We start from the raw sequence: 25,787 nt of genomic DNA, 5'->3' as shown, positions 1-25,787 counted from the left end.
CTGACGCCTGCTTCAACGTGATGCGTGAAGTCGACGCAGACAGATGATGCTGCACGCGAGTTGAAGCAAGCCGACGTGGAGGTCAGCGCGCCGTTCGTAGCGGACACGGATGAGCTTGAACTGGTGCAGCCAGGCGAAGGTGCGCTCGACAACCCAGCGCACCTTGCCGAGGCCGGAGCCGTGAGCGGCACCGCGTCGGGCGATCAACGGTTTGACGCCGCGCTTCCAGAGCAGGCGGCGGTACTTGTCGAAGTCGTAGCCGCGGTCGGCATACACCCGTCGGGGCTTGTGGCGAGGTCGTCCCGGCAGGCCCCGGATCGGCGGGACAGCCTCTAGCAGCGGGAGGAGCTGGGTGACGTCGTGGCGGTTGCCGCCGGTGAGCGTGACGGCGAGTGGGGTGCCGTACCGGTCGACGATCAGATGGTGCTTCGAGCCGGGACGCGCGCGGTCGACAGGCGAGGGCCCGACTTGATCCCCCTTTCAGAGCTCGGACGTGCGAGCCGTCCACGGAGCAGTCGTCCAGGCCCAGAAGGCTGGCGCGACGAAGCTCGCTCAGCAGGGCGGCGTGCAGGCGCGGCCAGACGCCGGCCTCGGTCCAGTCCCGCAGTCGGCGCCAAGCCGTCACCCCGGAACAGCCCACCGCCTCCGAGGGGACGTCACGCCACGCGACACCGGTCCGCAGCACGTACATGACTCCCGCGAGGGCCGCCCGGTCGGGAACACGCAGCCGGCCGGGATAGCGCTGCCGCCGCTCGGGAGCAGGCGGCAACAGCGGAGCCACCCGCTCCCACAGGTCATCCGGAACAAGATCAGCACGCATTCAAACACCCTGCCGACCAAGATCGCCGGGCACAAGCCCCGCGGCTCAGCTCATTCTGTAACGAGCAGTAAAGCAACGGAGCGGTCGAAGGGGCCCGCTCCAAGAGGTTGATGTCATGCCACTGGCACGACACAGGGCATCCCGCTGGTAAGAGTGACCACCCGTCAAGGCAGGCGAGCTTCGGCCGGAGAGCGCAGTTGCGGTCAGTGGCGCGGAATCGGCGGTGGACGGGGACTCCTGAGGGGCGAGGTTCAGCCAGCGCGCGCACACGCCGAGCACTCGATTCGGGCTGCGCTCTGAGGCATCGTCACCACTATGCGGCATTCGTCCGGTTGACCGGATTGATCGTCAGAAGCTGCAAACTGAGGTATCCGCACTGGTCAGAGATTTGGGCGTGAGCAGCCTCACACCCGATTGACCGCGTACTGTCACCCACCGTTTACTCTTCACGACCATACAAAATTCATACACGGGGGGAACTGGTGAAGCCTGTGCGGGCCGACGTGACGTCGGCGCGGAGGGCCCGAAGAGCCTGCCTTCTCAGCGGCGTCGCGGCCGCGCTCCTGCTGTCGGGACTGCCCGGGCTGCCGGCTGCGGCAGCCGTCAGGACGTCGACGACTGCCGACGCGGAGCCCGGAGCGGTGAATGAGGCCACCGCCTCTGCCCAAGCCCGCCGGTCGGGCCAGAAGGTGGAAGTGACGGCCGACCGTACCGAGTACTCCACGACCGAAGCGAACCCTGACGGCTCCTTCACACTGCGGCAGTCCACCACTCCTCAGCGGGTGAAGGAGAACGACGGCGGTTGGGGTGAGGTCGACCCCGCGCTGGAGCGCGGCGCGGACGGCCGAGTTGCTCCCAAGGGTGCGGTCGTGGACCTGTCGTTCTCCGGTGGCGGGTCCGGCGCGGACATGATCCGTCTGGGCAAGGACGGACGGTCGGTCACTCTGGGCTGGCCCGGCGCTCTGCCGAAGCCCACGGTCGACGGTTCAACGGCCACGTATGCCAACGTGTTTGACGGCGTGGATCTGCAACTGACAGCCACGGCCGAAAGCTATCGGGAAGTCCTCGTCGTCAAGACCGCCGAGGCGGCACAGAACACCGCCCTGGAGCAGGTTAAACTCACGGCCTCTGGCGACGGTCTGTCCCTCGTGCCCGGAGCAGGCGGAGGCCTGCGGGCCATCGACGAGGACGGCAACGCCATCTTCAAGGGGCCCGCCGGCCAGATGTGGGACTCAGCTGGCGACAGCGAGACAGGCCCCCAGACTCAGCTGATGCGCACCGACACCCCCAACCCCGCGGGCAGTCAGCCGCAGGACGATCCGTCACAACCAGGCGACGGCGACGCCACGGCGGTCCTGCCGGTCAAGGTCGATGACGGCGCGGTTGCCGTGCACCCGGACCTGGACCTGCTGCGTGGCAAGGGCACTGTCTACCCCGTCTACATCGACCCGCCGTTCGGCGTGGGTGTCTCGGAGCGCACGAAGATCTCCTCCGACGGCGACAAGTTCTGGATGTTCGACGGGGATAAGGGCGTCGGCAAATGTGGCACGGCCGACGGCTACTACTGCGGTGGCGGCTACGTCGACCGCATGTACTTCGAGTTCGCCCCGACCACGCTGGCCGGGAAGTACGTCCTGGACGCCACCTTCCGAGCGAAGGAGACCTGGTCGTTCAACTGCGACCCGCACACGGTCGACCTGGTACGTACCGACAACATCTCCGAGGGCACCCGATGGCCTGGTCCGAAGCAGCTCGACCTCATGGTGGATCAGAACGTGGCAGCGGGCCGCGGAGATCTGTGCAGTCCTGATCAACCCGACAGATGGATCGACTTCAACGACAGCTCCAAGGAATCGAACGAGAACCTGAAGAGCACCGTTCGGTCCTTCGCAGACGGCAAGTTCAGCAGGCTGACGTTGATGCTGCGCGCCCATGATGAGAGCGATCCGCGCGCATGGAAGCGTTTTGACGACAGCGCCGAGCTGCAGGTCGAGTACGCCCACAAGCCGGGCGTGCCCGCAGACGTCGGCATCATCCCGGGTGAAGGAAAGACGGGGTACTGCAACAAGTCTTCCTCCAGCCCGCTTGTCGTGACGCGTACGGATCCGATGGTTCAGGCTCGCGTCGAGACGCAGGTCGAGTCACATGAGGGGGATGAGGAAGGGTCCTTGCAGGCCGAGTACGTCGTCGAGCGTGGCGACGATGCTGCCTGGCATCAGGTGTGGACCGGGCACATGCCGGACACTGGCTGGCACCCCGACGGAACGCTGCAAAAGCTGCGCACCACCGACCGCGCCGACAAGGGCCTGTACCGCTATAAAGCCCGGACCCAGTCTCACTGGTCCTACGCCGGCAAGAGCGGTGACTTGTGGTCGTCATACAGCTCTTGGTGCTACTTCAAAATCGACTCTTCGGCGCCCAAGGCACCGCGCATCACCTCCGTTTCCCCGTACACCGAGTGCGCGACGGTGTGTGAGGGCAAGGGCGGTCCCGGCGTTCCCGGCTCGTTCACCTTCCAGCCGAACACCGCGGACATTGACAACTCCGGGCATACCGATGTCACCGCCTACCAGTACAAGCTGCTGTCCACCTCGGCCAAGACGGTCACCACGACCCCGCTGAAAGCCCAGGTCAAGGACGTGACGCCGCCACTGTCGGGTACCCAAGTGCTGACGGTGTGGGCCATCGACGTCCACAACCGTCCGGGAACTCCCACCGAGTTCGTTTTCAAGGTGCAGCCAGCGACTCCCGAGGTGGGCCGCTGGCACCTCGACAGCCCACCCGGCTCAGGCATCATGACGGCCAAGGACACGGCCACCGAGGGCACCCGCCACGACGCGACCCTCGTGGGTGACGCGGGAACCGGCTGGTCAACCCGGGCCCGCCGCGGCGACGCCGACAACTCGCTGCGCTTGAACGATGACACCACTGACCCCGCGAAGCAGACCGGATACGCCGCCACCTCGACGCCGGCGATCAATACGCGGGACTCGTTCACCGTTTCGGCCTGGGTGCAGTTGTCGAACGCCTCTGCCAATCGCGTCGTCCTGTCCGAGCCCGGCACGAACGGCAGCTCCTTCGCCCTGTACTACTCCGCGACCTACAAGAAGTGGGTGTTCAACCGCACAGACAAGGACGCGAACAGCCCCGTCATCATCCGCTCGCTGGCCGACCACGACAACCCGCCGCTGAACGTGTGGACGCACGTGGCCGGGGTGTTCAAGACGGAAGGTGACGACAACGAGCCCGACACCGATCCGACCAACGACACCATCCAGTTGTTTATCAACGGCCAGCCCCAGGGCCAGCCGGTCAACCTGTCCAAGGCGACTGGCACCTACACACCTTGGGCGGCCACCGGCGGCCTGCAGTTCGGGCGTTCCAGAAGCTCCGGCGCCTACGGCGAGTACCACTTCGGTCTCATTGACGAAGTCGCGGCGTGGCAGCGCGCACTCCAGCCGGAGGAGGTCGCCGAAGAGGCCCGGCTGAACCAGGCCGGTGTCCCCGCCAACGAGCTCGTGGCGCAGTGGGATGCCAGCTCGGCCAAGGGCACCGAAGTCCCCGAGTCCACGGCCTATCCGCTGCCGGCGATGAAACTGTCGACCAGCGGGGCGACCTTGAACGAGGATGACAACGCCCTGTTCCTGAACGGTACGGCCGGCTACGCCGCCTCTACGGGCCCTGTGGTGGATGAGACCGGCTCGTTCACGGTCTCGGCCAGTGTCCGCCTGGACGCAGAGACGCTGAAGACGAAGCCGGCCGGCTACCAGGCTCAGGTGGCCGGGCAGCGCATGGGCCCGGAGTCCTCGTGGGCGCTGTGGGTAGTCAAGCGTACCGCCGACGTCTACCAGTGGAAGTTCACCCGCACCGCCGTGGACTCCACCGGCAAGGTGACCCAGCAGGCAGAAGTCGCCGCCGGCGACGCAGCAGAAACCGACAGCTGGGTGCAGCTCACCGGCGTCTTCGACGGCCAGGAGTCCTGGGAGTGGACCGACTCGTCAGACGGCAGCAAGACGGAGACCCGCTATGGCAAGTGCCACCTGTATGTCGGTCCGTTCGACCAGGCAGCTGACACCTCCACCTTCACCTCGCCGCAGCAAGGCAGCGGCGACCTGAGTCTTGGACGAGGCACGGCCGCCGGTTCCACCGGCAACTACCTGCCGGGCGCCTTGCAGGGACTGAGGGTCTGGACCGGGGCCATGACCGCCGACCAGGTGCGCTCCCAGATCATCGACAGCGCCTGACCTCTGCGCCGCCGCCGGCGGCCCGCTCACCGAGCGGGCCGCCCGCGGCGTCAGATCCTGCTCTGTCCCTATGCCGTGCAACCCGTCACCCACGACACCCACCCGGCCAGACGCCCTCGCCGGGCAAATCGTAGGAAGAACCCATCATGAATCCCTTTGGCATACCCCGGCCTCCAACGGGCCGCGGGCCTCTGCCCCAAAAGCCCTGGGCTAGGCGCATTGCCGCCGTGACCGGCCTGGCACTGCTGCCGAGCCTGCTGACTCCAGTCGCTTTCGCCGCGGACACCGATCCGCTGGGCCGCCCGCACCTGAAGGCTCCTCACGCCACCAAGGTCAGCCCGTTCACCGCCAAGGTGAACAAGAAGGCCGCCGCCGCAGTGAAGAAGGCGGCGCAGGCCGACCAGACTGCCGCTGCGCGCGCCCGCCAGGACCAGCAGCGCAAGGTGACCTGGCCGAAGGCCGGCAAGGCCCAGCTGAACGTGCCCCGCACAGGAACCCACACGGCACAGCCTGGCTCGCTTCCGCTCACTGTCGCCGCACCCAGCAAGGGCAAGGCAGTCACATCCGTGTCCGTAGAGGTCCTCAGCCAGAAGACGGCCAGCAAGCTGGGCGTCAAGGGCGTGGTCCTCAAGCTGACCGGGCCGAAGACCGGTGGCAGGGCCCGGCTCGGCATCGACTACTCGGCCTTCGCCTCCGCCTACGGCGGCGACTGGGCCGGCCGCCTCCAGCTCACCCGCCTGCCCGACTGCTCCCTCAAGAATCCGTCGGCGGCCAAGTGCCGCAAGCGCACGGTCCTGGACGCGGTGAACCACCGCGAGAAGGACAGCATCTCGGCGCCGGTGAGCCTCGCCTTCGGTGGCCAGCCGATGATGCTCGCGCTCGCGGCGGGAACCACGTCCGGCGCCGGAACGTACAAGGCAACGCCGCTGTCCGCGTCCTCGACCTGGGAGGCCGGCGGCTCGTCCGGCTCATTCACCTGGTCCTACCCCCTGCGCGTACCGCCCGCGGCGGCCGGCCCGCAGCCGGACCTGTCCATCTCCTACGACTCCGGCGCCATCGACGGGCAAACCGCGAACTCGAACAACCAGGGCAGCCAGATCGGCACCGGCTTCGACCTGACCTCGTCCTACGTCGAACGCAAGTACGGCTCCTGTGACGACGACGGCCAGGACGGCAAGTACGACCTGTGCTGGAAGTACGACAACGCCTCCCTCGTCCTGAACGGCAAGGCGACCGAGCTGGTCAAGGACGACGAGACGGGGACGTGGCGGCTCAAGGACGACGACGCCTCCACCGTCACCCACTCCACCGGAGCCGACAACGGCGACGAAGGCTCCACCGGCTCCGACGGCCAGGGAGAGTACTGGACGGTCGTCACCGGTGACGGCACCAAATACGTCTTCGGCATGAACAAGCTCGACGGCGCGAGCGCCGACGACCGCACCAACTCGGTGTGGACCGTGCCCGTCTTCGGCGACGACCCCGTCGAGCCCGGCTTCACCGGCGGCGACACATTCGCCGAACGCTCCAAGAACCAGGCCTGGCGCTGGAACCTCGACTACGTCGAGGACACCCACGGCAACGCCTCCTCCTACTGGTACACCGCCGAGCACAACAACTACGACAAACTCGGCGACGACAACACCGGCACCGACTACGTCCGCGGCGGCTACCTGAAGGAGATCCGCTACGGCCAGCGCGCCGGCGCCCTGTTCTCCGCCTCCCCGGCCGCCTCGGACAAGGTCGTCTTCACCTACGACGAGCGCTGCCTCGCGTCCGGTACCGGCTGCGACTCGCTGACTAAGGACACCCGGGACAACTGGCCGGACGTGCCCTTCGACGCGATCTGCAAGGACGGCGACAAGTGCACCGGCAACGTCGGCCCGTCCTTCTTCACCCGCAAGCGCCTGACAGCGATCAGCACCTACGCCTGGAACGCGGCGGCCACCACCCCGGCCTTCGACCCGGTGGACGTCTGGTCGCTCAAGGAGCTGTACCTCGACCCTGGCGACACTGGTGACTCCACCGACCAGTCGCTGTGGCTGGACGAGATCAAGCACACCGGCAAACGGGGCACGGACCTCTCCCTGGATCCGGTCAAGTTCAGCCACGTCATGCTGCCCAACCGCGTCGACGGCACGGCTGACGACATCCTGCCGCTGAACAAGCCCCGCCTGAAGACCGTCACCTCCGAGACCGGCGCCCAGACGATCGTTTCCTACCTGGAAGCCGACTGCACGGCGGCTGGCACCAAGCCCAAGGTCGACGAGAACACCAAGCGCTGCTATCCGGTCTACTGGTCGCCGAACGGGGAGAAGGATCCCAAGCTCGACTGGTTCCAGAAGTACCCGGTCAGTTCTGTGTCCACCACCGACCCTGAGGGTGGCTCCGAAGCGGTCCAGCACAGCTACCAGTACACCGGCGGCGGTGCCTGGCACTATGACGAGGACCCGATGACGCCCGCCAAGGAGCGCACCTGGTCCATCTGGCGCGGCTACCAGCAAGTCACCCACCTCACCGGCGTCTCCACCGGCACGCAGAGCAAAGAGACCACGCTCTACCTGCGCGGCATGAACGGCGACCGCGTCCTCGGCTCGGACGGCAAGACGCCCGACGCCGACCAACGCAAGACCATCGAGGTCTCCGGCATCAAGGCCGGCAAGATCACCGACTCCGAGCAGTACGCGGGCTTCACGCGCGAGTCGGTGACCTACAACGGCAGCACAGAGGTCGGCGGCACGATCAACGACCCGTGGTCGAAGCGCACGGCGACCCAGCACAAGTCCTACGCGGACACCGAGGCGTACTACGTCCGCACCGCCGCCACCCACACCCGCACCAACATCACCAGCAAGAGCACCCCGGTCGACCGCGTGCGCACGGTCAAGACGACCTTCGACGACTACGGCATGGCCGAAACCGTCGAGGACGAGGGCGACGACGCGGTACAGAACGACGAGAAGTGCACGCGCACCTGGTACGCCCGCAATGACGCCAAGGGCCTCAACTCCCTCGTCTCGCGCACGCGCACCGTCGCCGCGACCTGCGCGACAGCCGACTCGGCCCTCGACCTGCCCACCGACTCCAAGCGAGCCGGCGACGTCATCTCCGACGCCGCCACCGTCTACGACGACACCACCGCCACCAGTTGGTCGGCGACGCAGAAGCCCACCAAGGGCGACGTCACCTGGACAGGACGTGCCAAGGGCTACGGCACCGACGATGCCCCCACCTGGCAGAAATTGTCCAAGACCACCTACGACGGCCTCGGCCGCCCCAGCACCGTCACTGACACCAACGACCTGCCAGTCTCCTCGACGACCTACACGCCGACGGACACGGGCCCGCTGACATCGACGGCAGTCAGCGACGCGAAAACGTACAAGACCACCACCACGGTGGACTTCGCGACCGGCGCGACCCTGAAGGTCACCGACCCCAACAACAAGGTCACGGAAAGCGAGTACGACAGCCTCGGCCGCATCACCAAACTGTGGCTGCCCAATCGGCTGAAGGCACTCAGCAAGACGCCGAACTACGTCTACGACTATCACGTCACCAGCGCGGACCTGTCCTGGGTGTCCACCGGGACGCTCAAGAACGACGGCTCCAGCTACAACACCTCCTACGAGTTCTACGACTCCCTGCTGCGCTCACGCCAGGTGCAGACCCCGACCCCGCAAGGCGGCCGGCTCATCTCCCTGACCCTCTACGACGCACGCGGCCTGGCCGTCAGCCAGCAGTCCGACATCTGGGACAGCACCTCAACCCCCAGCACCAAGGCCGCAGAAATCTCCGGAGGCCAGGCTCCTCTCCAGACCGACACGACCTATGACGGAGCAGGCCGCGCCACCAAGGCAGTGACGAAGATCCACGGGGTCCCCCGCTGGACGATCGACACCTCCTACACCGGTGACACGGTCGCCACCACCGCCCCCGCCGGGGGCCAGGCCACCGCGGTGACCACCAACGCGCTGGGACAGACCACGCAGCGCCGCGAGTACGCCGGCCCCGTACCGACCGGCACGAACTACACCACCACCGACTACAGCTACACTCCAGCCGGCCAACAGGAGACGATCACCGGCCCGGACCAAGCCAAGTGGTCCTACACCTACGACCTCTTCGGCCGACAGGTCACTGCCACCGACCCGGACAAGGGCAAGAGCAGCACCGAGTACAACAGCCTCGACCAGGTCGTCAGCATTACTCCGAACGACGACACGGCCAAGAAGCTGCTCTACGAGTACGACCAGCTGGGCCGCAAGACGGGCATGTGGCAGCAGGACAAGTCCGACGCCAACAAGCTCGCCGCGTGGGGCTTCGACGCGGTGGCCAAGGGCCAGCAGGACACCGCCACCCGCTACGACGGCGGGGCCACCGGCAAGGCCTACACCGAACAGGTCAAGACCTTCGACGCCATGTACCACCCGACGAGCAGCCAGCTCGTCCTGCCCGACACGGAACCTCTGGTCTCCGGGGGGTACGTGGCCAAGACGCTATCGTTCACCACGGGCTACAACCTCGACGGCTCGATCAGCCAGTACTCCGCTCCCGCGGCGGGCGGCCTGGCCGCCGAAACGGTCTCCTACACCTCAGGCGCCCTGGGCCAGCAGCTCACCGCGAAGGGAACCACCGGATACCTGCAGGGAGCGGCCTTCTCCCCGCAGGGCGACCTGCGCCAGCTCACCCTGGGCATGGACGGCGCATCGTCGGCGAAGAAGGCCTACCTCAACTGGGACTACGAAGAAGGCACCCGGCGCCTGACCCGCTCCTTCGTCACCGACGACGTGCACGGCTACATGCCGCAGGAGCTCAAGTACACCCAAGACGACGCCGGCAACGTCACCTCCATCTTCGACGCCACCACCCAGGGCGGCACGGCCAAGGCCGACTACCAGTGCTTCGCCTACGACGGCAACCGCCGCATGACCGAAGCATGGACCCCGAAGACCGCTGACTGCGCCACCTCCGGCCGCGCCATCGCCAATCTCGACGGCGCAGCCCCCTACTGGACCTCATACACCTACACGACCGCAGGCCAGCGCAAGACAGAAACCCAGCACACCACGTCCGGCGACAAGGCCACCACCTACACCTACAACGACACGACCGACACCAAGCCGCACACGCTGGACAAGGCCACCGGCGCCCGCGCTGGCAGCTACACCTACGACAAGAGCGGCAATACCCTCACCCGCCCCGGCCCCACAGCCCAGCAGACACTGGCATGGAACACTGAAGGCGACCTCTCCAAGCTCACCGAAAGCACCAAGGAGACCAGCTACCTCTACGACGCGGGCGGCGAACTGCTCCTCCGCCGCGCCAAGGGTGACGGCGACACGATCCTGTACCTGGGCGCCGGGACGGAACTCCGTCTGACGACCAAGGGCACGACGAAAACCGCCTCCGGCACCCGCTACTACACGGCGAACGGCCAGACCATCGCCGTCCGCACCGCAACGTCCGGTATATCCGGCACCAAGCTGAACTTCCTGTTCAGCGACCACCACGGCACCTCTAGCCTTGCCGTGGACGCGACGTCGTACGCGGTCACGAAGCGATACAGCACCCCGTTCGGAGCCTCCAGGGGCTCCAAGCCGACGTCCTGGCCCGACGACAAGACGTTCCTCGGTAAGCCGACCGATGACACCACCGGCCTGACCCATGTCGGAGCCCGCGAATACGACCCGAACATCGGCCAGTTCATTAGCGTCGACCCCCTGCTGACGCTCGACCAGCACCAATCACTCAACGGCTACGCCTACGCCAACAACACACCCGTCACTTCCAGCGACCCCACGGGCGAGGCGGCGTGCATGCAGGACGGGGTGTGCGGTGGCACGAAGTCGCTCGAAGAGTGGGAGAAGAAGCACGGCAAGGAATACGGAGACGGTCGCCTCGGTGGCGGCAGCGGGACCGGCACAGCTTCGACAAACAGCTCTGGCAACATCAGCGACGGCCAAGCCATGGTCAGCGGTGATGGGCAAGTTCTCGCCTGTGCATATGGGCATTGCATCGGGAACGTCGGGCCCGGTGACTTCGAGACCAACGTCGGTAACTTCTTCTTCGGAGCCGGCCGACCGATCGCCCAAGCCCTCGACGTAGCGAGCGCGCTCGTTACCTCTGCCTGCGTCGTCGAGCACGAGTGCCTTACCGAGCAGTACGACGAGTGGGGTTCCAAGCACGGTTGGAGTGCGGATTCGCAAGCAGCCCTTATGGGTTCCTCGGTGCCCTTCCTCGGAAGGGGAAGAGCCGCGGCTGAGCGCCCGCCCACTGGCGAGCATCCGCCAGTGTCCATCCCTCGCGGTCCCGGTGCTCGAACACCGTCAGAAGCAAAGATGCGCCCTAATGATGCTCAGCGCATCCAAAACGCCGCCGATAAGTCCGGCTATCCCATCGTCGTGGTTGGCAGCCGAGCGGGAGGTACAAGTCATGCCACATCGGATTGGGACTACATTCTTTACGGTCCAGCAAAGGCTCGAAATAGAATCAAGAACTCTCTGCCGAGAGGGACGGGTGATGGAGAGGGGAGCGGGCGTGGGCGCGACTTCTGGCAAGGCAACAATCCGGCGGCCTGGAGAACCTATACGAAGCTGGAACCTGAAAAGCCGTACGTGGTATTCACTCCCCGATGAAGAGTAGAGGCGGGAAGTGATGCAAGTACCTTCAGGGTTGGCTAGTTGCGATACTCCGACTGCTCGCGACGAGGAGAATTGCAGGTGCAAGTGAGACAGTGGCATGCGTGGCGTATTAGTCGGGTGCTACGCTCGTAATAGCTACGTGACCGTGTCAGTGAGTAGCCCCGGCCATTGGAGTGCGGCCGGGGCTACTCAGCAGTCGCTGACGCGCCGAATTCAGTCGACCTTACCCGGGTGCCCGGCCTCTCCTAGCCCTACGGAAGCCATGCGGCGGTGGTTGTGCCTGTTCGAAGAATATGACATGATTGCGTAATGAGTACTGATAAGTCGAATGGCCTGCGTCAATGGGGGAGAGCTCTATTCGAGCGGCAGCGGCAGCCGGTGATTTGGGCAAGTCTAGTCCTCAAGGCCGCCACCCTAAGGCTGGGAAGCACGCCCGAAATAGATGAAATCTTGCAGATGGCGGCCGATGAAACCCAGTGGAGTCATGGTCGCGATTTTTTCGACCGAGTTCGACATGTAAGCCTAGAAGCTGAAGATCGCCCTGCCGTGCAACTCCTTTTTCGGCTGGCTGAACTTGTTGGGAAGCTTGCCCACAATGCTGCAGGCCCTCCTCCATACTTCGACCATCACTCTGGCTGGCAAGTGGGTCCTGTTGCCTACCGCCTTGCAGTTGAAGTAGAAGACCCATCGCTGCAGGACGGGTTGGCGACCGCGCTGGGTGATTGGCCGCTCGTGTAGTCCAGCGGGGACGGACTCGGCATTGATGCTTTTTTCGACCTGACGGTTACCTTGGGATGTTGGGCCAGCGGACTGCCCAGTCCGAGACCCGTGACGACTTATCTGCGGCTGCAGACCATCGCAGTCAGGCGCTCACCACGGCGGAGGGGCGGCCGTCGAACGGCCGCCGTGGCGTTACCGGTATCTGTCGTCGTGGGTGGCGAGATGCGCGCTGCGTCGCTCAACTGCTCGCGCCACCAAGTCATGGCCACTGTGTTCGCATCAGGAATAAGTCAAGGCCGTGATGAGTGGGAGGGAGACGCGTTGTTGCTCACTTTCAGGTGAACTCGTTCGCGGTGGTGGGGTGGCGGGTCCTGGCTGCCCGCTGCAGCGGGAGATCGCCGCGCCGGCCGGCTGTCCGCCGAGTTCGCCGACGTCGCCGAGCGCGCCACCACCGCCCGGCTGACCGGCCTGCTCGAACACGCCCTCGGCACCGACCGCGCGGCCTCCTTCATGGCCGCCGACGCCTACCCGGCCCTCGTCCGCGCCCTCCACGGCGCGGAGCGGGCCGGGTTCGACCTGCCCCGCCTGCTGGCAGGCACGGTGCCCGCCCGGGGCTTCACCGACGCCGACGACCCTGCCGCCGTGCTGACCTGGCGGCTGCGCCGACGCATGGCGGACGCCGCCGACGCCCAGCAGAAGGCAGATCCCGGACGTCCGCTGGCCGCCCTCGCCCTGGCCCAGCTCCACACCCTGGACCGGCTCGCCGCCTCCCACCGGGCCGTGGCCCGGGAGGTGCTCAAGGCCGCCGACGCCGCCTTCACCCACCTGCCCACCGAGGTCACCACCCGAGCCGGCCACACCCACCCCGCCTGGGACCAGCCCGATGGGGTCCCTGTCCCGCCACGAACTCGGCACCCAACTCAGCACCGTCCGCGGCCAGATGCGGCACGCCCAGGCCAGCCGCACCCCGCTCTCACCCGCGGCCCGGCATCTGATCGCCGCCCTCACCTACGAGTCCCAGCTGCGCCGCGCCCTCGCCTGGCGGGACGCGGCCCGCGAGGACTACCAGCGCGAGCGAACCACCAACACCACCACCCCAGGCGCCGCCTCGACGGCCGCCGTCCGCCGCACCCTCGCCGCCCGGCGCGCCACCACGGCCCAGCGCCGGCGGTTCGCGCGCGCGGCACTGGCCCGCGCCGAAGCCGTCACCGGCAAGATCCACGCCGAGCTGCTTCTGCGCGAGCGGCTGCCCGATCACCCGCCCCACCGGCCCAACTACCGCGGGGAGATCCCCGACTGGGTCGCCGACCGGCACGCCCTCGTCCACCCCGACACCCCCGCGCACTGGGTCACGCACCTTGCCGAACGGCATCGCATCCTGGCCCGCTCTCTGGCCGACCGCGGCCACACCCTGGCCGCGAGCCCGCCTGCCTGGGGCCGCCCTCTGGGCCCACCGCCGCCCGCCACCGCGCCCCGGCGCCGCCATGCCTGGGCCAGCACGGCAGCGCTGGTGGAGCTGTGGCGCACCCGCCACGCCATCACCGCGGTGCCCGGTCTGGGCCCGCGCCCCGCCAATCCGGACGATGCTGCGGCGTGGGATGACCTGGATGCCCGCGTCCGGGCCCTGACCGGCCGGCGCCGCCCGCTCACCCTGCCGCCGCCCGACGCTCCCGCCTCCGTCATGATCGCCGCCGCCCTCAACCACCTCGACGCGCCGCCGCCCGCCGGGCCCCTGCCCGACCACCCCGCCCTGCGCGACCCCTTCGGCGTCGCACCCCTGTCCTACGGCGCACTCGACGCCCGCACCGCGCGGCGCGCCCTGGCCGCCGTCCTCGCCGGCGAACCGCTGCCCGAGTCCTGGATGGACGAGATCACCGCCCCCGGAATGGACGACGAGGACGAGGACGAGCAGCGCACCTACACCAAGCTGATCACCGCCGTCAGCGACTACCGGCGCCGCCACCACCGGGCAGGTCCCGACCCCCTCGGGCCACGCCCGGCGGGCCTTGACGGCGACGAGTGGGACCACCTCACCGACGCCATCGACTTCTACACCCACGCCCGGATCGAGCGCCGCCTGGAACAGATGCGGGCCCGTACCGCGGCCGAACGCGCCGCCGTTCTGCCAGCCACTTCACCCCTGCGCCAGCCCCTGCCTGAGCCGCACCGCCCCGGCCACTGGCCGTCCGCCCGCTGAGCCTGTCGCCTAACCTCCTCCTAGTTGGGGGGGTGGCATGGAACAGGTGGTCGTCGAATCCGTCTCGTACCTGGCGGTGTGCCAGAGCTGCGGTGCGCGAATGGAATGCCGGGGAACGCAGGCCCTCGCGGGCGGCCGCCTGCGGTGGGACGTCGAGTCATCGTGTTCCGCCTGCCACGACGCACTAGCCGTGTGCGGCGGCACAGTGCCGGCCGAACGGCGCGAGCAGATGCTCGCCGAAAACGGACCCGCCAGGCTGCACGTGAGCGGCCCATCGGCCACCGCGGTCGCCATCATGCGGGTGCTGCGCACAGAGCTCGGTATCGACCTGGCGAGCACCAAAGCCGTGGCCCGGCGGGTGGTGAACGGTGAGTACGCGGGGACGCTTCCCGAGATGGAGCACCTGGCTCGCCAGCTGAGGAAGGCCGGCATCGCGGCCGCGGCAACACGCGAATGATCACGGCGCGGAGAAGACCCGAGGGTTCCGCGCAACACTCATGCGCGCGGCCACGGTGATGGAGGGGCGGCGGGGGCGCCTTCCAGGGGAAGGTGATCACGGTCGTACTCCGACTCCAGCCAGTCCTCCTTCACGAAGAGAGGGCGCGTCATCCGTACGCCGCCGACGTCCTGTGAGCGCAGAAGGACCCCCAGATCGGTCAGGGCGAGAGAGTCATCGGGGGTGTAGAGCAGGCAACTGCCGTGCTCGGCGGCGTAGTTAAGGAGGAACTGGTGCCCCTGCTGAGGGGTGCGGCCGGCCAGCGCGAAGCCCGCGAGGAGGACCTGCGGACCGGTGAACGCATCCAGGGCAACGCAGGCCAGCGTGCCCGCGTCGTAGAAGACACTCACCCCGTCGGCGAACTCTTCCTGCCCGTACGGGCCGCCCGCCTGCTTCGGCGGCCCGCAGGCCCGTAGCGTGTCAGCGACGTCGGCCCGGCTCATCTCGAACCGCAGTGCCCCCACCCCGGCTCCAGGGAGCAACTCCCAGTGCTCCCGTGTCTGGCTCGCGCTCACGTGATCCACCTTTCCAGGGAACATCCTCTCCACCGGCTCCCGGCTCCGGGCCGGGCCTACTGTCCGACCCGGGAGCGGGTGGCCCATAGTGGACCGAAACCACCGAACAACCAGAACGGACGGCCGTGACGAGCGCCTCTCCCGAAACCTCCACCGACCGTGTCCCGGGGCGGGCCTGGACGATCCGCCTCACCGGGCACAGCGACCGCTCCGCCACGGTCTCCTGCAGCACCGCGGCCTGCCGGATGCCCCCGCGCTCCAAGGACCTGGCCGCGCTGCGCGCGTTCGCCGCGCAGCACGCCGCCGCGCACGCGAAGGCGGCCACCGTCCGCCCCAACGCCTGGTGCCACTGCGGCTCCACCCGGTGCGAGGCACACCCGGAAGCCAGGACGCACTGCGCCGGCGCCGTGACCCTCATCCTGCGTCACGACCCCACCGTGGGCCGCGTCTGGACCATCGAAGAAGTCTGCGCGGCCTGCGCCCCGCTGATCCCGCACGCCACCGTCGCCGCCCGCGCCGCACGCCCCCGCCGCACGGCTGAGCAGCCCGCCGCCGCGGTGCCGGCTCCCGCCCGGGCGGGTGTCCCCGGCGGGTTCTCCTCACCCGACACGGCCCCCGCCGACGGCGCTCCGGCTCCCGGCCGCCGCTCGGGCCGGCGCCCGCCGCGCCCCCAGCGCCGCCGCACCGGCCAACGCTGACCAGCAACAGGTCCGGGGGAGCGTATGGAAGAGCCAGGGTTTTGTGTCCTGCTGGTGGAGGCCGGCGGCCGGAAGACAGACGCGGTGCGTGCGATCCGCACGCTCACCGGACTCAGCCTTTTCGAGAGCAAGCTGCTGCTCGACCGTGCACCCGCAGAGGTCACGGAGCCCGTCTGGTTCGAAGCCGCTCAGGACGCGGCTAGGGTGCTGGAAGGCGCGGGTGTGCACGCGACGGTGGTGTGCGACTGGTGCGACCGCACCGTCAACCGGGGGGGACGGCCCGCTCGATCCGGGCCCGTGCGCGGGGCCGTGGTGGCCTGCCGAATCATGCCGGGCAAGTCACCCACCGGCGAGGGACTCTTGACGAACGCACCGCCCCGTCGAAGAGACAGGTCCCGTGGGGCTGTCGCGAACCGGTCCGAGGCCGGGGGGTGACCGACGGTTCCGTTCGCGTATTGTTCGGCCGGTAGTCCGCTGGTCGAGCGGCGGGCCCTGCCCCAGACCGACCGGCACCGTGAAGCGTCAGGCATGTGGAGGTCGGATCAACCGTGTGGACCGAGGCCGTTGGAGCCCTGCCGGGCACCGCAGTCCTCCAGCCCCCGGCACCGCAGTCCGCGCTGGAACGCTGCGCCGCCGTCCTCGGCCACCCGCTGCCTGCAGATCTTGCTGCGCTGCTCCGGGAGAGCAACGGCATCGAGGACGAGTACGGAGACGGGCTCATCTGGTCCGCCGAGCAGATCGCGTCCGACAACCGGACCCTCCGCGACGACGCCGCCCTCGCCACCCTGTACATGCCGTTCGCCCCGCTGCTGTTCTTCGCGGACGCGGGCAACGGAGACCTCTTCGCTCTCCTGTCCAGGATCGACCGGCTCGACGTGTTCGTGTGGAACCACGAGAACGACAGCCGTACCTGGGTGGCACCGAGCCTGGCCAAGTACGTGGAATGGCGGCTGACAGGGAAGATCGAGCTGTAGCCCGGTGGTCGTGCTCTGGCTCCCGGCCGCCGCTCGGGCCGGCGCCCGCCGCGCCCCCAGCGCCGCCGCACCGGCCAACGCTGACCACGGGCAGGGGGGCGTTCAGGACTGGGTGACCGGGCATGCCGTCCGGGGTGGTCGCGGGCGGCTATCCAGAGGATGAGGTCGCGGGCGATGGTGTCGATGCCGTCTGCCGTGGTGACCTCGTGCTCGCGGCGTGCGGTGTCACGGCGGACGATCTCGTAGCCGCCTTCGTCCCGCGCGGCCACCGTGGCGTACCAGGCGGGATCGTCTCCGTCGGGCTGGACCACCACAAACGTGTTGTCGGAGTCGTTGAGGTCGCTGAGCATCATGAACAGGGCGTCCTCGGAGGGGGCGTCGATGCGGTCGCCGTTCTCGCTGTCAGCGCCGTAGTACAGATCCCTCATCGCTGCCCTTCTCGTTGCGGTGCTGGGCGCCCCGTGGATGTCCGTGGCCCATGCCATGATCCGGCCTCATGATTGACCGTTCGTTTTCGCATGCCTGGCTGGCCTCGTGGACGAGCAGGGTCTCAAAGACCCTGAAGGCAATGACGGACGAGTTCGAGCGGCGGTACGGCTTTCCCGCGGGAGTCAACGAGGTCCGGCCGGCCGACCACACCGACCAGGTCGCGGCTCGCACGCTGGCCCAGCACCGCATCGTCCCTGCCGACCTGGTGCACTTCTACGCCAGCATCGGCGACGTCACCTGGGCAGACGTCGGCAACGGCTACTTCGTCGACTCGGCAGCTGATGTCCTTCTCCGGTTCCAGCAGTACGAAGCTGTCGATGTCGGCATGGACCATAGGGACCGTGGCCTGGTCATCGGCTCGAACGGTGGCGGCCTGTCCTATGTGGCCGGCCCTCGCGGAGTGATCTACCGGACGCGAACGGCATCGCTGGACGAATCCGAGCTGGACCGGGTCGCTGATGACCTGCGCCAGTTTCTGGAGCTGCTGGAGCAGTCCCTGACACGGTTCGTCAGCCACGGCGAGCCGGGATGCCTTTAGCCAGCGGGTCGTACCGGGCCTGCAGTCCGGCCGGCGGTCACCGTGTGCGGGCCGCCCTGCGGGACAACTGCACCGGCCTCGACGCGACTGGGTCCCGCCTGGCGGAACGGGCCGGGCGGCCGCCCGGGCGGGTGGTGGGGGTGCGGGCAAGCTGCCGGGTAGCCGCCGTCCCCGGGCCGTGCGGCGTCCCCTTCGCCGAGCAGAAAGCGCTGTTGATGAGGTCCGCGACCAGGGGGCGGGCCGGCCGGGCCGCCTCCCTGCCGAACTCCTCCAGGCTCCTGCTGCCCCAGTACTCGGCGAAGTTGAGGGCCGTGTAGTCGTGCCCGGTCATCGCGTTGAAGGCCTCGATCGCCTCGCCCGCCGCTTTCGGGCGGGTTTCCAGCGGATCGCCGATCCGCTCCAGCTCGGCGAGCAGCTCCTCGAGCCGCTGCCGGCTCACGGGCGGGGGCAACGACTCCGGTCTCAAATCCACGGCCGAATTATGTCCGTCCATGCCGACACGCCGCGCCGAGTCCTGTGAGTGCAGGATCCGGCAGCACAGGCCGACGCCCGGCTGGCCGATGACCGACCGGCTCCCTCCGGCCCGACCTGGTAGCCCGGCCTCTGCGCGGCCCCCAGGAGGCCGGGCCCTGCGGCGAGGTTCGCTGAACCGCCCTGCTGCGCCGCCTTGGGCGGTCATGGCTTCAGGAAGACGGCCAGGGCTGTGAAGGCGGCCAGGGCGATGCCGATGGCCGGAACGAGACTCGGGTAGAGCACGGCGATCAGTGCGACGAACGCGGTCCCGATCAGCTCCACCTGTTGCGTGCCCACCTCGCCTCCGGCGCCGACCCCGCCGCCCTCACCCGCGACTCCCAGCTCGGCGGCGTGAAGATCGGCTCCTGGCTGGGGCGTCACCACCTGGTCGGCTCTCGCCGACGGTCAGCAGCAGCTGTTGACCGCCCTCGGGCTCACCCCCGAGGCGAATCCGCTGGCTCCCGCCCGCCGGGCCCGCCGCCCGTTCGAGGAGACCGTCCAGCTGCTGGAGCTCTTCTTGCACCGCGAGGGCCGCATCCTGGCCGCCCGTGAGACGGTCCGTGTCGACGGCGATACCGTCCGGATCGGCGCCTGGCTCGCCGAGGCCCGCACCAAGCACCGCGCCCGCCAGCTCCCCGACCACACGTACGCCTGGTCGCCGCTTTGTTCTAGGGGGACTGGACGGCAGGGGACGCCGTGCCGGCTGTCCCCTGGCGTAGACGCCTGCCGCGTCCGGCCTCACAGGTGTGCTGGTACACCGTGAAGGATGTGCCTGCTGCCGTACCGTGCCGAAGCGGCGGCGGCCAGGATCTTGTGGAGGGTGGTTGGTCCGCTGCCGCCGGGGGAGCCGCTCTTTCCCTTCCCCCACGCGTAGGTGGCGACCAGTGCCTCTCGGAGCGTCTCGCGCGCCAGCGTTTGGCGACTATCAACGTCGCCTGCGCCCGGCTGACCCGGGTGTCCCCGGTGAAGGAGTGGGGAGCCAGTGCCGAAGGCCAGGGGGTGATTCCCGGCTGTGACGCAGCTCCTGTCGCCCCCGGGGGAGGCCGCCGTACCGTTGTGCGCACCTTCCCGCCCGGGCGCGCAGTGCCCGCGACCGGATCACCCACACCGGAACACCCAGGACAGGCGGGTATACGCACAGGACGGTCCACCATGCCCACCGCGCTCTCGCCCGTCATCGCCGCCTCCGCACGCTGGCTGCTGGCGGCCTTCCCCCCGGCCACCGGCCCGCTGAACCAGGCCCTGGCCGAAGCCCAGGCAGGCCATGCGGCCACCATCGCCGCCGCCCTGCGCTACCCCACCGCGCTGGACGCCGAACTGCTGGACCTGCTCGGCCCCGGCGGCTCCGGCCGGCTGGACTTCGTCACCGGCGCCGACGCACCCCCGCTGACGGATGCCACCCACGCCTGGCGCACCCAGGTCGACGAGACCGTCGTCAGCTGGGCGGCCTGCCTGCTGGCCGACGCCGACCTCGCCGCCCTGGCCGCCGCCTGCCTGGCCGCCACCCACCACGGCTCCGACAGCGTGGGCGACGCGCGCCGGCTGACCATCCCCAGCCCGCGCGACCACCGCGCGGCCCCCCTGCTGCGCCACCCGGACTTCCTCGGCCCGATAGCGGACCTCCACCGCGAGACCCTCCTCGACCTCCTCGGCGCCGCCCCGGCCGTCACCGCCCCCGAACCCGGGTGACCACCGAGCCCGGACGACCCCAGGCAGCCGGCCACCGTCGGGCCGCCACGGCCCGTCGCGCTCAGGGCGCCTTGCACAGAGCCGGGGTGGCTGGCGGCTACTGGTCGGGGTGGACGGCTTGGACGCCGGTGCCGGCGTAGGCCTTGGGTCAAGGTGAGCAGATACCGTCCGCCTGGGTGAGCGGCGGAGGGCCGGGCGGCATGGATGGCGTGGACGGCGGCCTAGGAGTGCCCGAAGCGCAGCAGTTCGGTGGCGGTGACAGCGGCGTCGGTGTCGATCGGTGGCGGTGACGGCGGCGTCGGTGTCGATCGGTGGCGGTGACAGCGGCGTCGGTGTCGAAGGCCTCGATGCGGATGAACCGCAAGCCTTTGATGTAGCCGAGCAGCCCGGGCCGCTCCGCGTCGCCGGCAGTCAGGGACAGCACCGGCGCGTGCAGGTCGCCGAGCCCGCCGGAGGCCTGGACGTAGAACGCTGCGACAGCTTCGTTGAGCGGATTCTTCGGGTCGAACAACGCACCCGCGGTTGTGTGGTCCAGGATGACCGCGATCCCCGCCACTACGCGGCTGCCTGCGGGTTGTGCGCAGCGCTGCCCAGTCGCTTGAGCAGGGCCCTGGCCTTCGCCTGGGCCTCCGGGCTCGCCGCGCCGCCGAGCTCAGGTGCCTTAGAACTCCTATCAGAATGATCTTTGAGGTGGTTGGATCGCTCCGGGAGTGACGATCCGGGGGTGTGGGGTGGCTCGGCCGAAGCCGTGGCATGTCGAGGACGAACTGTGGGCGGTGATCGAACCGCTGCTACCGAAGGTCGAGCGCCGCACTCGCTATCCCGGGCGCAAGCGGCATCCTGACCGGCTGGTGTTTCAGGGCATTCTGTTCGTGCTGCACACCGGCATCGCCTGGGAGCACCTGCCGCAGGAAGTCGGCTTCGGCTCGGGCATGACCTGCTGGCGCCGCCTGGCCGAGTGGACCAAGGCCGGCGTCTTGCCCCGGCTCCACGAGGTCCTCCTGGCCGAGCTCCGCAGGGCGGGCGTGCTGGACTTCTCCCGGGCATCGGTCGACGGCTCTCACATCCGGGCGCTAAAAGGGGTCACAAGACAGGACGAAGCCCTGTCGACCGGGGCAGGACGGGCAGCAAGCATCATCTGATCACCGATGCCTCCGGCATCCCGCTCGCCGTCACGCTGACCGGCGGCAACCGCAACGACGTCACCCAGCTCATCCCGCTCCTGGAGGCCGTTCCGCCCGTGCGGGGCAAGCGCGGCCGTCCGCGGCGGCGCCCCGACGTCGTCCTCGCTGACCGCGGATACGACCACGACAAGTACCGCCGCCTGGTCTGGGGACTGGGGGTGAAACCGCTGGTCGCCCGCCGCGGTATCGAACACGGCTCCGGACTGGGCACTCAACGCTGGGTTGTCGAGCGTGCTTTCGCCCACCTGTACTCGTTCCGCCGCCTGCGAATCCGCTGGGAGATCCGCGACGACATCCACGAAGCCTTCCTCACCCTCGGATGCGCACTGATCTGCTGGCGACGTCTGAAGGCGCCCCGCTGCAGTGAGGCCGAGGCGGCTGTTGCAGGATCTGGGGGTCGGGTCCCAGTTCCAGGAGGTATCCCATCACCATCATCACGCACGAGGACCCGATCGGCCGAGGTCCCACCAACTACATGATCCACGCCGACCTGTCGGACCGGCAGGACGGCTGGCGCGAGCAACTGTGGACCCACCAGCTCACCGAGGACACGTTCGAGGTGGCCTGTCTGCCGTTCTTCACCTACGGAATCTGCTACCGCGACGTCGTGACCATCGACAGTAACCACTTGCTGACCAGGGTCATGGGCAAGTCCGGCCACCGGACCCTTCGCGTCGCACTCGTCGTGGAACATGCAGACCGAAACCGGATACACGAGCGCCTGCACGGCAAGACTGTCGACGCCGGTCTGCCACACGAGTGGCTCCAGGACACCTATCTTGCCGTTGACCTCCCGCCTGACTCGGACGAAACATCCTTCGTCGAGGTGCTGGAGCCCCTCGCTCAGGCTGGCACCCTCCACTGGGAGCTCGACTCCTGACCCGAAAGGTCATTCCGTTAGGAGTTCTTAGTGGGCGTCCTGGTCCCGGCACCGAGAAGGTCCCCGCAGAAGATCCGCGCGCTGCGCAGGGTTCAGTCGGGCACCGGCAACTGACCGCGACGACTGCATGAGGCCTGCACTGAACGTGGTGCAGGCCACCTTCGCACGGGCGGCAACCCCGATGTGCGGGCGGGGACGAGTCGGCGCCCGAAGAAGGGCGGAGCGCCAGGTGGCCTGGTGACGGCTGGGGAGGGCGAGGGTGCACCGGCGGTGACGAGGGCTCAGGTATTCGCTGCCATGGGCTGACCTCGAAGCTCACGTCTTGCTCAGGAATCGTGCGGAAGCTGGCCGTCCGCCGCAGGGCGCTGTCAGGATCACGTCAGCCGCCGAAACTGATCGCGGGTGGTTACGTCCCAGGGCGAGGGAGCCCTGACACGCCTGCAGTACCGCCCGCTGAGGAAGCCGACCTCGCCGAGGACACGCCGTCCTGTGGCAACTGCGGCAAGGGCAAGAAGCACAAGGTCACCGTCTACATGCCACCGCATGGGCCAGGCCCTCTGGGAGGATTGAGATGTCACGTGGAACGCTCACCGGACTGAGCATGGCGTGCGTTGCGCTGCTCGTTCCCCTTGCCGCCTGCTCTACGGATCATTCCGAGGCCAAGAAGTCGTCGCAGCCCACGCGGTCGACCGGGCCGTCGGCGACGGTTTCACTCGTTCCTGGCACCTCGGGTCCCGGGGTACACGAACCTCCGGAACTGGATGCTGACGAGACACTCGCCGGACGCCAGCAGGTGACCGGCGGGAACGCCACTGTCGCCTACCGCAGGGGCAGGAGGGGCGACGCGCTGATCGTTGCAGTGCGCTGTCAGGGACCGGGCAGAATCAAAGCTACGGTGCGCTCCGTGCACGTCTCCTTCTCCCTCGACTGCCCGGCAGGCCAGGTGAGCACCACCTACAACCAGGTCGGCATCGGCCGTGTGGACCGCGGTGGTGTGGTGTCCGTCGAGGCACCCTCGGCTGTGCGCTGGTCCGTGACGATCGGTCGCGGCGTCCCGGCGGACGTCGAATCCCCTACAGCAGCAACTGAATCGCTCTGACTAATCACGCGGGCTCAGTTCGCGAGCAGGGCGATGGCGATGACCACCGCGAGCATCAGCACCAGGCAGCCGCAGGTGGTCAGCGCGTCGCGCCGGGCGCCCCTGGCTCCCTCCTCGGTGTCTGCCCGCCAGGACGGGTCGAGGACCACCTCACCGGACTCGATTGCCGCCACCACCCGTTGGACCTCCGCGTAGGAGTACACGGTGAAGGTGGACTCGCCGAGGGTTCCGTAACTCTTCTGCTCTTTGGTGCCCACCCCGTGGGCGGAGGCCACCTGGGGCACGTACTTGCGTCTGATCGTCCAGAGAGTGGCGGCCTTGTCGGCCGTCACCCAGTTGAGGCCCGGGGGCGGCACTTCCGGCGTGGTCATGCCCGCCATGGTGCCGCTGAGGGCGGCACGAGGCATCCGCAGATTTGCGTAAACCGCTACGCAGCGCCGTGGGCCACTCGGCTGCGGGTGCCAGGCCTTCGAGGGGCGGGCCAGCCCGTTGATTCAGGGCGAGCAACTCTGGCCGCCTTGCCGCCCGCTTGCCGGTTTCGGCCCGGGGCGCGACTTCTCCTCATGGATGGGACAGGCAGTCCATTGCGAGGAGACCGGGGTTTTCGGCTGTCCCCGGTGGTGTCACGTCCCGAAATCCGGGGGGCGTGACCCCGCCGGGGTGGTTCCGGCCTGCTGGAACCGAGGCGAGGGGCGCCAGGTGGGTGCCTCTTCACTATGAGCGGGAGAAATACCATGGCTTGCAGGTTTCGGAAGAACTCCGTCCGTGTGGGTGTCTCGGCCATCGTGGTGGCGGTCACGGGAGGCGTCGTTCTCCCCGCCACGACGGCGATGGCGGCGCCGACGACCGAGGTGACCACCGTCTCGTCCGAAGTGGACCCGTTTGCCCCTCCGCCGGAGCAGCAGCGTTACGGGCCGGCCCAGGCCCCTCCGAACCCTTACAACGGCCCTCCGGTGGTGACCTGGGGGGCCGGGGAGCACTCCGGCGGAGTCTGATAAGCCGCAGGAGGAGCCGGTGGCCCCGCCGAATGAGGAGCCGGAGGGCCCCCGGCGGAGTGATTGATGCTCAGTAGCCGAGGTGGGTTGTGACCTGCGGGTTTGTCGTGGTCGTCGACGACTCGGCTTGTCGCCGCCGACCAGTGCGAAAACGAGCTGGCCGGCCACGCCGCAGCATGCCGATCCCGACAGCGAGGCCCGGGCCCGCAGCACGGTTCAGGCTCACGTTCCAGCTCTGCTGACCCGCCGGTGCCGAATGCCCAGCGGTTCGCCTCGCCCTCGCCAAACTCGCCGTGGGTTTCCCGACAGACCACACCCTGCCCGCTTTGACGCCGCTGGCACTGCAGCGGCAAGGGCCGCCGATTACACCGCTTTCGGCGGCGTCCAGCGTACCGTGCGCTGCCCCGAATGCCGCGGTGACGGCAAGGCCAAGCGATCACCGCCACCGCGCTCACCCCGGCCGAGCCCGTCGTCCTCATTACCGACGACCGTCTCGCCCTGGCTTTCCCTCCCCTTGGACGCCCGTCTCGCCCTCGCTGTCGATGGCCCGGCTCCGCATCGAGAGCCGCTGCACAGTGTGTGCTGCGAGGCGTACGGAGTGGGAACTGGGGTGGGTGTGGCTACGACTGGTGCGGTTCTGGTGCGTCCTAGCCGTTGACGTCGAGCGTTGTTCCGTAAAGACGGTCCACCTTCAGACGGATGACCATTCGGCGCTCGGCGACCAGCTGTTCCAGAAATGCATCTTCGTTCTCCGGCTTCACGGCCGATGGAATCATCCCGAGCAGCTCTTGGCCGACCGCGTCGCCGGGAACCGTCGTGGTCTCGGAGACCTCGGCCTCGCCTTCGGCAACGGCGAACGACCACACGTCATCGCCCTGCACGTGCAGCGCCGCACGCGGGTCGCGCCGCAGGTGCCTGACCTTGATGCGGTCGGCCGTCGTCGAGAACCGCACAAGGCGGGCCTCGGAGTCCCAGCTGTAGAGCATGGTGGTCAGGTGGGGGTGTCCACTGCGCTTGACGGTGGCGAGCGTGCCGAACTGCTGCTTGCCAAGCAGGTCGCAGAGGGCTGCGTCGGACAGTGAGCGAGGCGCT

Annotated in this window: 20 protein-coding genes and 2 pseudogenes; 13 read left to right on the top strand and 9 right to left on the bottom strand. The window is 68.5% G+C overall.

What is annotated here, in order from left to right:
- Positions 1-12: 12 nt before the first annotated feature.
- Positions 13-820, bottom strand: a protein-coding gene (locus tag N8I86_RS00110; RefSeq protein ID WP_404830766.1) for an IS5 family transposase whose coding sequence is annotated in 2 segments (ribosomal slippage) — positions 13-481 and positions 480-820 — 810 coding nt in all. Because the reading frame shifts where the segments join, the coding sequence is not laid out codon by codon here.
- A gap of 641 nt (positions 821-1,461) precedes the next feature.
- Here N8I86_RS00110 and N8I86_RS00105 point away from each other — a divergent pair.
- The 3 genes from N8I86_RS00105 (at position 1,462) to N8I86_RS00095 (ending at position 12,446) form a co-directional block, all read left to right on the top strand.
- On the top strand, positions 1,462-5,064 hold the full coding sequence (locus N8I86_RS00105; RefSeq protein ID WP_263276650.1) for a laminin G domain-containing protein: 3,603 nt from the start codon (positions 1,462-1,464) through the stop codon (positions 5,062-5,064).
- Positions 5,065-5,210: 146 nt separating this feature from the next.
- Complete coding sequence (locus N8I86_RS00100) at positions 5,211-11,702, top strand: RHS repeat-associated core domain-containing protein (protein WP_263276649.1); 6,492 nt, start codon at positions 5,211-5,213, stop codon at positions 11,700-11,702.
- A 315-nt stretch (positions 11,703-12,017) separates the two neighbouring features.
- Positions 12,018-12,446: a hypothetical protein gene (locus tag N8I86_RS00095; RefSeq protein ID WP_263276648.1), complete on the top strand. Its 429-nt coding sequence runs from the start codon at positions 12,018-12,020 to the stop codon at positions 12,444-12,446.
- A 261-nt stretch (positions 12,447-12,707) separates the two neighbouring features.
- Here N8I86_RS00095 and N8I86_RS00090 read toward each other — a convergent pair whose 3' ends face one another.
- Positions 12,708-13,253: a hypothetical protein gene (locus N8I86_RS00090; protein WP_263276647.1), complete on the bottom strand. Its 546-nt coding sequence runs from the start codon at positions 13,251-13,253 to the stop codon at positions 12,708-12,710.
- 58 nt (positions 13,254-13,311) lie between these two features.
- Between N8I86_RS00090 and N8I86_RS00085 the strand changes: the two genes are divergently transcribed.
- Both N8I86_RS00085 and N8I86_RS00080 read left to right on the top strand, forming a co-directional pair.
- Positions 13,312-14,625: a hypothetical protein gene (locus N8I86_RS00085; protein WP_263276646.1), complete on the top strand. Its 1,314-nt coding sequence runs from the start codon at positions 13,312-13,314 to the stop codon at positions 14,623-14,625.
- A gap of 37 nt (positions 14,626-14,662) precedes the next feature.
- A complete protein-coding gene (locus tag N8I86_RS00080; protein WP_263276645.1) occupies positions 14,663-15,082 on the top strand; it encodes a hypothetical protein in 420 nt (139 codons plus the stop codon).
- A gap of 38 nt (positions 15,083-15,120) precedes the next feature.
- Here N8I86_RS00080 and N8I86_RS00075 read toward each other — a convergent pair whose 3' ends face one another.
- Positions 15,121-15,636, bottom strand: coding sequence for a hypothetical protein (locus N8I86_RS00075; protein WP_263276644.1), 516 nt, complete (start codon positions 15,634-15,636; stop codon positions 15,121-15,123).
- Between the two features lie 125 nt (positions 15,637-15,761).
- On the opposite strand from N8I86_RS00075, the gene N8I86_RS00070 reads away from it, so the two are divergent.
- The 3 genes from N8I86_RS00070 to N8I86_RS00060 all read left to right on the top strand — a co-directional run bounded on the left by N8I86_RS00070 (position 15,762) and on the right by N8I86_RS00060 (position 17,308).
- Positions 15,762-16,334 (top strand): hypothetical protein, encoded by a 573-nt coding sequence (locus N8I86_RS00070; protein ID WP_263276643.1) that lies wholly within the window; start codon positions 15,762-15,764, stop codon positions 16,332-16,334.
- Positions 16,335-16,358: 24 nt separating this feature from the next.
- Positions 16,359-16,769 carry a ribosomal protein L7/L12 gene (locus N8I86_RS00065; RefSeq protein WP_263276642.1) on the top strand — a complete coding sequence of 137 codons (411 nt, stop codon included), beginning with the start codon at positions 16,359-16,361 and terminating at the stop codon, positions 16,767-16,769.
- 95 nt (positions 16,770-16,864) lie between these two features.
- Positions 16,865-17,308: an SMI1/KNR4 family protein gene (locus N8I86_RS00060; RefSeq protein ID WP_263276641.1), complete on the top strand. Its 444-nt coding sequence runs from the start codon at positions 16,865-16,867 to the stop codon at positions 17,306-17,308.
- Between the two features lie 125 nt (positions 17,309-17,433).
- Here N8I86_RS00060 and N8I86_RS00055 read toward each other — a convergent pair.
- Positions 17,434-17,736 (bottom strand): annotated as a pseudogene (locus N8I86_RS00055) (hypothetical protein); the annotation flags it as partial.
- 140 nt (positions 17,737-17,876) lie between these two features.
- On the opposite strand from N8I86_RS00055, the gene N8I86_RS00050 reads away from it, so the two are divergent.
- Positions 17,877-18,335 carry an SMI1/KNR4 family protein gene (locus N8I86_RS00050; RefSeq protein ID WP_263276640.1) on the top strand — a complete coding sequence of 153 codons (459 nt, stop codon included), beginning with the start codon at positions 17,877-17,879 and terminating at the stop codon, positions 18,333-18,335.
- A 37-nt stretch (positions 18,336-18,372) separates the two neighbouring features.
- On the opposite strand, the gene N8I86_RS00045 is transcribed toward N8I86_RS00050, so the two are convergent.
- Complete coding sequence (locus tag N8I86_RS00045) at positions 18,373-18,807, bottom strand: hypothetical protein (RefSeq protein ID WP_263276639.1); 435 nt, start codon at positions 18,805-18,807, stop codon at positions 18,373-18,375.
- 203 nt (positions 18,808-19,010) lie between these two features.
- Positions 19,011-19,145: a hypothetical protein gene (locus tag N8I86_RS00040; protein ID WP_263276638.1), complete on the bottom strand. Its 135-nt coding sequence runs from the start codon at positions 19,143-19,145 to the stop codon at positions 19,011-19,013.
- 855 nt (positions 19,146-20,000) lie between these two features.
- On the opposite strand from N8I86_RS00040, the gene N8I86_RS00035 reads away from it, so the two are divergent.
- Positions 20,001-20,537, top strand: a complete 537-nt coding sequence (locus N8I86_RS00035; RefSeq protein WP_263276637.1) for a hypothetical protein — start codon at positions 20,001-20,003, stop codon at positions 20,535-20,537.
- Between the two features lie 148 nt (positions 20,538-20,685).
- On the opposite strand, the gene N8I86_RS00030 is transcribed toward N8I86_RS00035, so the two are convergent.
- Positions 20,686-21,093 (bottom strand): PIN domain-containing protein, encoded by a 408-nt coding sequence (locus tag N8I86_RS00030; RefSeq protein ID WP_263276636.1) that lies wholly within the window; start codon positions 21,091-21,093, stop codon positions 20,686-20,688.
- Positions 21,094-21,268: 175 nt separating this feature from the next.
- On the opposite strand from N8I86_RS00030, the pseudogene N8I86_RS00025 reads away from it, so the two are divergent.
- From N8I86_RS00025 to N8I86_RS00015, 3 genes and pseudogenes are all read left to right on the top strand, one after another.
- Positions 21,269-22,065 (top strand): annotated as a pseudogene (locus N8I86_RS00025) (IS5 family transposase); the annotation flags it as partial.
- A 131-nt stretch (positions 22,066-22,196) separates the two neighbouring features.
- Positions 22,197-22,601, top strand: a complete 405-nt coding sequence (locus tag N8I86_RS00020; protein ID WP_263276635.1) for a DUF4265 domain-containing protein — start codon at positions 22,197-22,199, stop codon at positions 22,599-22,601.
- Between the two features lie 904 nt (positions 22,602-23,505).
- Positions 23,506-23,700 (top strand): hypothetical protein, encoded by a 195-nt coding sequence (locus tag N8I86_RS00015; RefSeq protein ID WP_263276634.1) that lies wholly within the window; start codon positions 23,506-23,508, stop codon positions 23,698-23,700.
- A 14-nt stretch (positions 23,701-23,714) separates the two neighbouring features.
- Here the strand turns inward: N8I86_RS00015 and N8I86_RS00010 are convergent, their stop codons facing one another.
- Together N8I86_RS00010 and N8I86_RS00005 are read right to left on the bottom strand one after the other, a co-directional pair.
- Entirely contained in the window at positions 23,715-24,071 is a 357-nt protein-coding gene (locus N8I86_RS00010) for a hypothetical protein (protein ID WP_263276633.1), read from the bottom strand.
- Positions 24,072-25,342: 1,271 nt separating this feature from the next.
- The coding region (locus tag N8I86_RS00005) for a PPOX class F420-dependent oxidoreductase (protein WP_263276632.1) at positions 25,343-25,787 on the bottom strand (445 nt) is incomplete at its 5' end.

This window comes from Streptomyces albidicamelliae, from assembly GCF_025642175.1.
Taxonomy (GTDB): Bacteria; Actinomycetota; Actinomycetes; order Streptomycetales; family Streptomycetaceae; genus Streptomyces; species Streptomyces albidocamelliae.
This window is presented reverse-complemented; position numbering and strand designations above follow the sequence as displayed.

What these genes read in the sequence shown, in the direction of transcription:
- N8I86_RS00100 (WP_263276649.1), top strand. Translation starts at nt 5,211, where the DNA reads ATGAATCCCTTTGGCATACCCCGGCCTCCAACGGGCCGCGGGCCTCTG.
- N8I86_RS00065 (WP_263276642.1), top strand. Translation starts at nt 16,359, where the DNA reads ATGGAAGAGCCAGGGTTTTGTGTCCTGCTGGTGGAGGCCGGCGGCCGG.
- N8I86_RS00085 (WP_263276646.1), top strand. Translation starts at nt 13,312, where the DNA reads ATGGGGTCCCTGTCCCGCCACGAACTCGGCACCCAACTCAGCACCGTC.
- N8I86_RS00035 (WP_263276637.1), top strand. Translation starts at nt 20,001, where the DNA reads ATGCCCACCGCGCTCTCGCCCGTCATCGCCGCCTCCGCACGCTGGCTG.
- N8I86_RS00010 (WP_263276633.1), bottom strand. Translation starts at nt 24,071, where the DNA reads ATGACCACGCCGGAAGTGCCGCCCCCGGGCCTCAACTGGGTGACGGCC.
- N8I86_RS00020 (WP_263276635.1), top strand. Translation starts at nt 22,197, where the DNA reads ATGATCCACGCCGACCTGTCGGACCGGCAGGACGGCTGGCGCGAGCAA.
- N8I86_RS00080 (WP_263276645.1), top strand. Translation starts at nt 14,663, where the DNA reads ATGGAACAGGTGGTCGTCGAATCCGTCTCGTACCTGGCGGTGTGCCAG.
- N8I86_RS00050 (WP_263276640.1), top strand. Translation starts at nt 17,877, where the DNA reads ATGACGGACGAGTTCGAGCGGCGGTACGGCTTTCCCGCGGGAGTCAAC.
- N8I86_RS00095 (WP_263276648.1), top strand. Translation starts at nt 12,018, where the DNA reads ATGAGTACTGATAAGTCGAATGGCCTGCGTCAATGGGGGAGAGCTCTA.